Below are 9584 nucleotides of genomic sequence, written 5' to 3'. Positions count from 1 at the left end.
AGTCTGGGCCGTGTCTCAGTCCCAGTGTGGCCGATCACCCTCTCAGGTCGGCTACGCATCGTCGCCTTGGTGAGCCGTTACCTCACCAACTAGCTAATGCGCCGCGGGCCCATCCTATAGCGACAGCCGAAACCGTCTTTCAGTCTCTTGCCATGAAGCAAAAGAGATTATTCGGTATTAGCCCCGGTTTCCCGGAGTTATCCCAAACTATAAGGTAGGTTGCCCACGTGTTACTCACCCGTCCGCCGCTAACGTCAAAGGAGCAAGCTCCTTTTCTGTTCGCTCGACTTGCATGTATTAGGCACGCCGCCAGCGTTCGTCCTGAGCCAGGATCAAACTCTCCATAAAAGAAATTTGATTAGCTCAAATTGTTTTGCTGGCATCATGTTTGATGTCCAAAATTGTGTTTCGTTCACTAGCAAAGCTAGCTACTTAAAACTTTATTGATTACGTTTTGCTTGTTCAGTTTTCAAGGTTCATTATTTAAGTCGTTTTTCAGCGACTTCTTTATATTAACATCTCATTCAAAACATGTCAACAACTTTTTTAGAAAGTTTTTTGTGTTTTTCTGAGTTATTCGTTTATGTCTTAGCGACAATTAATATAATACAATACTAAGATATTATTCGTCAACTACTTTTATAAAAAAATATCGAGGTATTTTTAGATACCTCGATTACAAGCATACTACAGTCATTGCCCCATTTCTAGAGCATCTTTATTTACCTTGTAATGACGGTGAAATATCCTATCATTTTTCGCTGCAATTGGTTCAATTAGAATATAGCCTTTATCCACTAAGTACTCCACAAACACTTCTAAATCCACTGAGTAGTTCACAAGCTCATGATGATCGTGTAATTCCTGAATGGTCCACATTTCTTTTGTTTGCATGACTTCTAATATATGTTGTGCCCCATCTCGTGTACGAGAATGAATTAAAAACTCACTTGCTAAAAACAACAATTCTAAGCGCTTTTCTATTGGCTCATTACTTGTCACTAGCTCTTCATACAGCTTATAGATGGCTGGCTCAATTTTTTTTACCTGTGCCCAAACAGTTACTTCAGGATACAGGCCACTATCGATAATAGATAAACGACCTAGATGATGTAGGGAGTCCACAACGTGATTATAAGCATCCAAGTAACTTCCTTTATCGAAGTATTCTTTCCCTTCCAAATAGCGACGAATTAACTTTGAAAATTGAATACCTGTTTTAATTTTACGACCACTATACGGAAATTCCTGCAATTCTATTTTTAGTTTATGCAGAAATTCATTCCGATCAAATAATACTCTACCGAAGAATATCCAATCAACAACCTTTCTATTTGAACCGATGAGTAACCATTTTCGAATTAATTTCTCCGTAACAGTATGTAGAGCGATTTTATTTCCTTCATATAAGTAATGTTTTGAAAAGACTGGTTGCTCTGCTTCTTTTACGATAATGAGTAAAACCGTATCAAATGTATCTGTAACGTTACTTTGTTCTTCACGCTTTTCCACTAAAATTACGCCTAATGTATTCGACTGACTCGCACGTTCTTGATATATTGGACGCAGTACTTGCTCCATGTTCAGCCCTCCTTTATTCATATAGGTTCTTTTGTTCCGTTAAAAATTCGACATACTCTAAAAGTATTCCTTCTTTCATTCAGTTCAAAGCTAAAATACTTTGCCCTTATATGTTATAGTAGATTTTAGATTGGGAGGCAAGATGAAATATGAAACCTTATAAAAGTAAAATTAATAAAATTCGTTCATTCGCATTAGCACTAATCTTTTTTGGTTTTATTGTCATGTACGGAGGCATTTTCTTTAAAAATAGCCCGATATTAGTTTTAATTTTCATGTCACTAGGTGTTCTTTGTATTATCGGTAGCACAGTTGTATATGCGTGGATCGGACTACTGTCAACAAGAGCTATTCAAGTAGAGTGTCCTAATTGCCATAAACACACAAAGGTTTTAGGCCGAGTAGATATGTGCATGTACTGCAATGAGCCATTAACACTTGATCCTACTCTAGAAGGTAAAGAGTTCGATCAATCCTATAATAATAAAACAAAAAAATCCTAGCCCTTTTTAAGAGCTAGGATTTTTATTGTACTTTAGCAGTAGCAACTTTACACGATGGACAAGTGCCGTATATCTCTAAGCGATGCGAATGCACATCAAAGCCTGTTACCTGTGATGCAAAATGCTCTATTTCGTCGAGTCCAGGATAATGGAAATCGACGATCTTACCACAGCATTCACAAATCATATGGTAATGATCGTTTGTCACGAAATCAAAGCGACTTGAAGCATCCCCGTAAGTTAGCTCTTTCACAAGACCTACTTCACGAAATACACGCAGGTTGTTATAAACAGTCGCTACACTCATATTAGGGAACTTACCCTCAAGAGCTTTATAAATTTCATCGGCAGTAGGATGTGCCATTGATTGAATTAGATATTCCAAAATAGCATGACGCTGAGGAGTAATACGTACACCAGTTGTTTTCAACGTGTCCAGTGCATCTTGTAAATGCGTAGCAGACATCGTCATGCACCTCTTCCATAAGTATTATTAATTTATAATTGTTATAAATAGTGTATCCAATTCGTACTACTTCGTCAACAATCACACATTGCTTATCCTCAATAAATCAATGGTATTTTCCTTAATAGCCTCTTGATAAATCCATAACATTTTCTAAATCCGTGTCACCCTTTAGCCATTTTGTTAGGCTTGGCTTGAAAATTTCTAAGCTACGCTCAACATAACGAGAAGAATGACTGGATACATGAGGTGATACTATGACATTTGGTAATGTCCATAATGGATTATCAGATGTCAGAGGCTCCTCTTCAAATACATCTAAAACTACGTGTCCAATTTGCTTTGTTTCAATCGCTTGAATGAGTACCTTTTCATCAACTAAATTACCTCGACCAAAATTCATGAAAATCGCATTGTTTTTCATCGCAATAAAATGCTCTTCTTTTAATAAATGGGTCGTTTCTGTTGTTTTTGGTAGTACAGAAATAACGATATCTGCAAGAGGTAGGGCTTCTTTTAATTGGGTAAAACTAATTATCGTATTCATATAGGCCGCTTCTTTACCGGAGCGGTTACAGCCAATCGTCGTAACACCAAAAGCTTGCAATAAACGCCCAACTTCTGACCCAATGGCACCTGGCCCCAAAATAAGTGCCGTACTATCACGTAATTCCGTTTGTTGTGTTTTTTTCGACCATTCATTTTTCTTTTGCTGCTCATATATCCAAGGCAAAGCTCGTTTAATGGCTAAAATATGAGCAAGCATGGATTCAGCCATAGGCGTTTTATGAATGCCACGAACATTTGAAACTAGAATCCCACGTTCAATAATAGCCTGAGCTGGCATTTTTTCTATACCTGCCGATGCAACAAAAATCCATTTTAGCTTTGTCGCAGATTGAATACTCTCTTCTGTTAAATCTTCACCATATGTAACTAATACATCCGCTTGTTGAAGCTCTTCATTTGATAAACTCTTTTCAAAGATAAATTCAAGCTGTGGAAATTCTGCCACTAATGGTTCTCGTAAATCTGCTCTAGGTTCAAATGTAAAATAGATTCTCATTATTTTGCCTCCTGTTCTGCTAAATAAGCATATACTTCTTCAATATGATTTTTCACTCGAACTTTGCGCCAAGCTTTTACAAGCATACCCTCAGCATCAATTAAAAACGTTGAACGCTCTATGCCCATATATTCACGTCCATACATTTTCTTTAAAACCCATACACCATATACTTCAGCAATAGCATGATCCTCATCCACTAATAGTGAAAATGGCAAACCATGCTTATCAATAAATTTTGTATGCTTGCTTGCGTTATCTGGGCTAACACCCAGAACAACAGCATTTAAATGACTGAAGTCTTCAAACTTATCCCGAAAATCACATGCCTCCGTCGTGCAGCCTGGTGTCATATCCTTTGGGTAAAAGTATAAAATAACATTTTTTCCTTTAAAATCAGCTAAATGCACCATCTCGCCCTTTTCGTTCAATAGAGAAAAATCCGGCGCCTTTTGTCCTTCTAGTAATGTCATACAATCTCCTCCTCTGTAGGTCCTATTTTACTCTAAGTAACAAATCAAGTCATATCCCTTAATTTCTTTGGATTTCTTACACCGATAGGTCTACAATAGATTACGTATAAAAAGTTAGGAGGCAATTCTATGAATCATGCAAAATCTGAAGCAATACATGCAGAGGCATTACAGCATATTGTTGGTGGTGTAAACAGCCCTTCTCGTTCATATAAAGCAGTAGGTGGCGGTTCTCCTGTAGCCATGGCGCGAGGAAAAGGCGCTTATTTTTGGGATGTAGATGGCAATCGTTATATCGACTATCTAGCAGCATATGGTCCAATCGTTACTGGTCATGGCCATCCTCATATTGCAAAGGCCATAACGCATGCTGCTGAAAATGGTACATTATTTGGGACGCCGACTGAATATGAAGTTACTTTCGCAAAAATGTTAAAGGAAGCCATTCCATCTATGGATAAAGTACGTTTTAACAACTCTGGTACAGAAGCTGTTATGACAACGATTCGTGTGGCACGTGCCTATACAGGCCGTACAAAAATCATGAAATTTGCTGGCTGCTACCACGGACACTTCGATTTAGTACTAGTGGCTGCAGGATCAGGTCCAGCAACATTAGGAACACCAGACTCAGCAGGTGTAACAACTTCAACTGCTGAAGAAGTTATTACTGTACCTTTTAATAACCCTGAAGCCTTTACAGAAGCCATGAATAAATGGGGCGAGGAGATTGCAGCTATTTTAATCGAACCAATTGTAGGAAACTTTGGTATTGTTGAACCGCATCCTGGCTTCCTTGAATTAGTACACGCTACTGCTAAAGAAAAAGGGGCCTTAACGATTTACGATGAAGTCATCACGGCCTTCCGCTTCCACTACGGTGGCGCTCAAAATTTACTTGGCCTTACACCTGATTTAACTGCACTTGGTAAAGTTATTGGTGGTGGTTTACCAATCGGTGCATATGGCGGGCGTAAAGAGATTATGGATACTGTTGCACCACTCGGTCCAGCATACCAAGCGGGTACGATGGCTGGAAATCCTGCATCTATGCAAGCCGGTATTGCTTGCCTAGAAGTGCTACAAACGCCAGGCATTTATGATGAAATGGATAGATTGGGCGCAATTTTAGAAGAAGGAATTTTAGCTGCTGCTAAAAAACATGACGTAACCATCACGTTAAATCGTCTCAAAGGGGCGCTGACTATTTACTTTACAGACGTGAAAGTAGAAAACTATGAGCAAGCTGAAAACTCTGACGGTGAAATATTCGGACGCTTCTTTAAACTTATGCTTGAACAAGGCATTAATCTAGCTCCTTCTAAATATGAAGCATGGTTCTTAACAACTGAGCATACAGAAGCAGATATTCAGGAAACAATTGAAGCAGTAGATATTGCGTTTTCTCAATTGTAATCTTGACAAGAAAAAGCGACTTGCAAGTAGAAGTCGCCTTTTTCTTATTCATCCATGCAAATCTATGTATTTTATGAGCACTTCCTTCTATAATGTAAAGAAGCTAAAAAATATTAGACAGAAAGGACATCTTTATGAAATTAGGTGCCCGTGTATTTAAAACTGGTGTAGCTATCGTATTTGCATTATTCATTGCAGAGTTGTTAAAATTACCTTCACCTGTTTTTGCTGGAATTGCAGCTATTTTTGCTATTCAGCCTTCTATTTATCGTTCTTACCAAACCATTGTAGAGCAAGTACAAGCGAATATCATAGGTGCGACAATTGCAGTCATTTTCGGCTTACTTTTTGGCCATCATGTCGTTGCCATTGGTATAGCTGTCATAATAGCTATTGGTTTAATGTTAAAGTTTAAACTGGAAAAATCACTTTCGCTAGCGTTGGTATCAGTTGTGGCTATTATGGAATTTCAAGGGGATGACTTTTTAACATTTGGTTTAATACGCTTTGTTACGATATTAGTTGGGGTATTAGCAGCGTTTGTCGTAAACCTTGTGTTCTTACCACCTAAATACGAGGTAAAACTATTTCGCAAAATTTATATTTTACAAGATGACATTATTCGTTGGACACGACTGGCTGTACGTCAAGCTTCTGAGCACACATCCACAAAGACAGCATTAAGTAAGTTTAAAAACCGTATGCTACGAGTGGATACGCTGTATGATTTATATAAGGAAGAGCGTAATTATTTTAAAAATAAAAAATATGTGAAAGCACGCAAACTAGTAGTCTATCGTCAAATGATTTTAACTTCCAAGAAAAGCTTGGAATTGCTACAGCGGTTGCATAATCACGAAAATGAATTAGCGCAGCTCCCTACACAATTTCATTTAATGATTCAGGAGCGACTTGATTCCTTGCTAACGTACCATGAGCAATTGCTCTTAAAATATACAGGAAAGCTAAAGCCTGAGCATTCGGAGTGGAGTAAAAGCATTGACTATGTCCAACGTAATGAGCTAATGGAAATTTTCATCAAGCAAATCAACTTTGCTCGTGAAGAAGGCGATACGGAGTTTTCTAGCTATCACCTACTCTATATTTTATCGCGTATTTTAGATTATGAGGAAAACTTAGAACATCTTGATACACTTATTGTTTCTTACCAAAGCTATCATGGACATGAAATCAATGTAGAATTTGAAGAGGAATTCATTTAGCTAACATTTTGGCGACAGATTACCTTGATTCAGGGGGCTTTTGATCCCTCATTGAATGAAGATAAGTCTGTCGCTTTTTTTATACAAAAAACCTCCAAGTAGTCATCTACTTAGAGGAAAGGAGCTAAGAACGCAATGTTAGCAATTGTTGCTCTGCTTGTTGGCGTTTAACCGTTTGTTCATCACGTAATTGCTGATAATTGGCAATGCCTGATATAATAGTATCCCACATTTCTTCAAGAGTCTGGGTAGTGCTGGATTGTTGAGCCATGGCAGTACTTAATTGCACCGCTTCCTTGCTAGCTCCCCCAAATTGCTTCATACGCTCTTCAAAGGCAGAGGCTGATTGACTTTGTAATTGTTGACGTCTTTCATTAACTGCATTCATCAAACCCATTTTAAAAACAGGAATGGTTTTAACAAAAGCCCCATTAATTTGTTCAATCAATTCACTGTTACCATTACGTAGCATATCGATTTGAGGGGCTATGATAATAGCCACCATACGTGATTTTTCTAAATCATCTATTTTTTGCTGGAGCATCTCTGCAATAGCTTGCAAACGATTTAGCTCCATTTTCGCGAGCTGATTACCTGCTTCACTCTGTTTTTCATACATCGGAATCAATGTTGTTTGGACCTCATGAAGCTTCATGTCAGTTGCTACGATATACTTTTCTAGCTCAAGATAGTACATGAGGTCTTCTTGATATAAGCGTGCAAGTACTCGATTATCCTTCGCTAATTCCTCTTCCATCAGTACAAATTGATAATGAATTTTCTCAATATCTCTCCCCAGTCTATTGTATTTCGTAAATAAATCGCCATCATTTTGGGTCTTACGTGCAAATAGCTTTTTAAAAAAGCCCTTTTGTTCTGTAAAATCTTGTTTGTCGAATGTCTGCATAAGGGCTTCAAGCTGCTTAAATAATTCATTTGATTCGAAAGATGTTGACTGAGTGATGATGTCTAAAATTTGATCTGCAAATGTAGCTAATTTTGTAGACGGCTCTTTTCCCAAAGCTAATAGCTCTATCTGATTTTTTATATTGATTTGATTGGCAATTTGCCGTACCTCTGCATGATCACGTAACTGTTCTTTGAAGGCTTCTGCTGTTTCCAGTGTCAGCTGCTTCAGCGTCAAAGAATTATTTGACATTCATGCCGCCTCCTTTCTATCATCAGAAAAAACGATTAAAGAGTTTTTTTATGATTTTGTCGGGTGCAGTTTTCTGTGGCTTTGGTTCTTCATAGTGCAAGTCAAACAGCATATGCTCTAAACGATGTACATCGTAACTATCTTCTTGTAAATGTTTTTCTAAATCTAGTTGACCTGTCGGATTATAAAACACAATATCCACACCAAATCGATTTAAAAACCCTAATAATGCCATATCCTCACGTGATAAAGCTGGTTGTTGAGGTGCTTGATATAATACCATCTTCGGTACCTCTTGGGAATAGTCAAAGCTTTGTAGTAATCTTAGGATCTCCTGTGGAATCATCGACATTTGTTTAAATAAAAATAACTGTAAATCATATAAGGTCTCATTTGGCTGCTGTTTCAACATGGGCTGCTCACAGGAAGTTTTTATTGTGTGTGCAATCGCACGCTGTAGCTCCAATGTTAACTCACCGTATTGCCACCAATCACTTTGCATAATACGCTCTACTGATAGTTCTCCATTTACTAGGCAATGCTTATAGTGAAAGTGAAAATTGGCTCTACTCGTTGGTGCATAGGGGAATTTCTGGACAAAAACAGCTTGCGGATTTGCTAATAACTGATGCATATAATACCAGTATTCTTCCCGTCTGCTCGAAACCCCACTAATTTTGGCAAATATGACTGGAATGACAATCTCATCCCCAATTACTTCAAACTGTGGTCGAACCAAAGCTTTCTCTTTTGCATAAATAAATATATCATCATATGTCATCCGTAATGTTAAGGAGCGTGGCATAAAATCTTTAAACTGCCAAGGCTTATAGACACCTGATTGCTGATCATGCATTAATTGCTCAAAATGCTGACTAGATCGATATCCAACCGTTGCCTGCCGGTCACGCAACTTATCAGGAAATGGCTGTAAAGTTGTTTGGTTGGCATATGCATATGTGGTAGAGAAAGTATCATTAGGATCAATCTCAGCAAATTCATCTATTTTAGCTGGATGAAAAATTAACACATCACAACCAAGCTCCATTAATAACAATAAGAAATAGCGCTGACTTAGAGTTGCTTCCCCATACCAAACTACTTTAGGAAAATCATCTGTTGGTTTCATGGATTTTGTCCATAGAATCCAATGGTTTTTCAACCATTTCACCATATCAATTAAAAAACGGCGAAAGTCATTTGCTAGCAAACCTAACGATTGCTGTTTTTGAAAGAGCTCTACTACTTTAATGGTTGCTAACTGTAAATGACGATTCATTACACTGTCATCATGCTTAGGAATTAATTGATAACCATACATCATTGCCACTAAACGATTTATAGATAGACCTTGTGGAGTTTGTTGATGCTGCGAAAGGATTGTTTGTATTGCCTGAAAGTCTTTTGGTTCGATATGTTTATTTAATTCTTCACTTAAAATATGGATGTTAGTGTTCTGTGACAATGTAAATAATGAATTGAAATAATCATCTTCTTCGATTGGTATGCCCAATACACGAACAGCAATTCTACTAAAGCTCACTTGCTGCTCTGTTGTTTCATAAAATGCACGATCCTTTGGTGAATCTTGAAACGCCTGTAGCCAATCATCAGGATGACGCTCCAACACTGATTTAATTGTGATTGTTTGCATACAAACGCACCTCCTAAAAATCATCCTCAGCCTATGCTAAAGC

General features: G+C 37.8%; 9 protein-coding genes and 1 rRNA gene. 3 read left to right on the top strand and 7 right to left on the bottom strand.

The features are described 5' to 3' along the window. Positions 1-348, bottom strand: a 16S ribosomal RNA gene (locus JIN86_RS21185); the annotation flags it as partial. A gap of 345 nt (positions 349-693) precedes the next feature. Further along, positions 694-1581: a nucleotidyltransferase-like protein gene (locus JIN86_RS21180; protein WP_004230510.1), complete on the bottom strand. Its 888-nt coding sequence runs from the start codon at positions 1579-1581 to the stop codon at positions 694-696. Positions 1582-1730: 149 nt separating this feature from the next. Between JIN86_RS21180 and JIN86_RS21175 the strand changes: the two genes are divergently transcribed. Continuing rightward, positions 1731-2084: a YgzB family protein gene (locus JIN86_RS21175; protein ID WP_004230509.1), complete on the top strand. Its 354-nt coding sequence runs from the start codon at positions 1731-1733 to the stop codon at positions 2082-2084. A gap of 22 nt (positions 2085-2106) precedes the next feature. Here the strand turns inward: JIN86_RS21175 and perR are convergent, their stop codons facing one another. The 3 genes from perR to bcp all read right to left on the bottom strand — a co-directional run bounded on the left by perR (position 2107) and on the right by bcp (position 4089). Continuing rightward, positions 2107-2550, bottom strand: a complete 444-nt coding sequence (gene perR / locus JIN86_RS21170; RefSeq protein WP_004230508.1) for a peroxide-responsive transcriptional repressor PerR — start codon at positions 2548-2550, stop codon at positions 2107-2109. 121 nt (positions 2551-2671) lie between these two features. Next, positions 2672-3616: a D-2-hydroxyacid dehydrogenase gene (locus JIN86_RS21165; RefSeq protein ID WP_202342786.1), complete on the bottom strand. Its 945-nt coding sequence runs from the start codon at positions 3614-3616 to the stop codon at positions 2672-2674. Further along, entirely contained in the window at positions 3616-4089 is a 474-nt protein-coding gene (gene bcp / locus JIN86_RS21160) for a thioredoxin-dependent thiol peroxidase (RefSeq protein ID WP_004230505.1), read from the bottom strand. The genes JIN86_RS21165 and bcp overlap by 1 nt, the downstream gene beginning before the upstream one ends. A gap of 129 nt (positions 4090-4218) precedes the next feature. On the opposite strand from bcp, the gene JIN86_RS21155 reads away from it, so the two are divergent. Together JIN86_RS21155 and JIN86_RS21150 are read left to right on the top strand one after the other, a co-directional pair. After that, positions 4219-5505: a glutamate-1-semialdehyde 2,1-aminomutase gene (locus JIN86_RS21155; RefSeq protein ID WP_004230504.1), complete on the top strand. Its 1287-nt coding sequence runs from the start codon at positions 4219-4221 to the stop codon at positions 5503-5505. A 134-nt stretch (positions 5506-5639) separates the two neighbouring features. After that, positions 5640-6728 carry an FUSC family protein gene (locus JIN86_RS21150; RefSeq protein WP_004230503.1) on the top strand — a complete coding sequence of 363 codons (1089 nt, stop codon included), beginning with the start codon at positions 5640-5642 and terminating at the stop codon, positions 6726-6728. Positions 6729-6852: 124 nt separating this feature from the next. Here the strand turns inward: JIN86_RS21150 and JIN86_RS21145 are convergent, their stop codons facing one another. Together JIN86_RS21145 and JIN86_RS21140 are read right to left on the bottom strand one after the other, a co-directional pair. Beyond that, on the bottom strand, positions 6853-7887 hold the full coding sequence (locus tag JIN86_RS21145; RefSeq protein ID WP_202342785.1) for a toxic anion resistance protein: 1035 nt from the start codon (positions 7885-7887) through the stop codon (positions 6853-6855). Between the two features lie 22 nt (positions 7888-7909). Then, positions 7910-9541 (bottom strand): YceG family protein, encoded by a 1632-nt coding sequence (locus JIN86_RS21140; protein WP_202342784.1) that lies wholly within the window; start codon positions 9539-9541, stop codon positions 7910-7912. Between the last annotated feature and the right edge of the window lie 43 nt (positions 9542-9584).

It is taken from the genome of Lysinibacillus sp. HST-98, from assembly GCF_016757845.1.
Classification (GTDB): Bacteria; Bacillota; Bacilli; order Bacillales_A; family Planococcaceae; genus Lysinibacillus; species Lysinibacillus capsici.
This window is presented reverse-complemented; position numbering and strand designations above follow the sequence as displayed.

What these genes read in the sequence shown, in the direction of transcription:
- JIN86_RS21180 (WP_004230510.1), bottom strand. Translation starts at nt 1,581, where the DNA reads ATGGAGCAAGTACTGCGTCCAATATATCAAGAACGTGCGAGTCAGTCG.
- JIN86_RS21175 (WP_004230509.1), top strand. Translation starts at nt 1,731, where the DNA reads ATGAAACCTTATAAAAGTAAAATTAATAAAATTCGTTCATTCGCATTA.
- perR (WP_004230508.1), bottom strand. Translation starts at nt 2,550, where the DNA reads ATGTCTGCTACGCATTTACAAGATGCACTGGACACGTTGAAAACAACT.
- JIN86_RS21165 (WP_202342786.1), bottom strand. Translation starts at nt 3,616, where the DNA reads ATGAGAATCTATTTTACATTTGAACCTAGAGCAGATTTACGAGAACCA.
- bcp (WP_004230505.1), bottom strand. Translation starts at nt 4,089, where the DNA reads ATGACATTACTAGAAGGACAAAAGGCGCCGGATTTTTCTCTATTGAAC.
- JIN86_RS21155 (WP_004230504.1), top strand. Translation starts at nt 4,219, where the DNA reads ATGAATCATGCAAAATCTGAAGCAATACATGCAGAGGCATTACAGCAT.
- JIN86_RS21150 (WP_004230503.1), top strand. Translation starts at nt 5,640, where the DNA reads ATGAAATTAGGTGCCCGTGTATTTAAAACTGGTGTAGCTATCGTATTT.
- JIN86_RS21145 (WP_202342785.1), bottom strand. Translation starts at nt 7,887, where the DNA reads ATGTCAAATAATTCTTTGACGCTGAAGCAGCTGACACTGGAAACAGCA.
- JIN86_RS21140 (WP_202342784.1), bottom strand. Translation starts at nt 9,541, where the DNA reads ATGCAAACAATCACAATTAAATCAGTGTTGGAGCGTCATCCTGATGAT.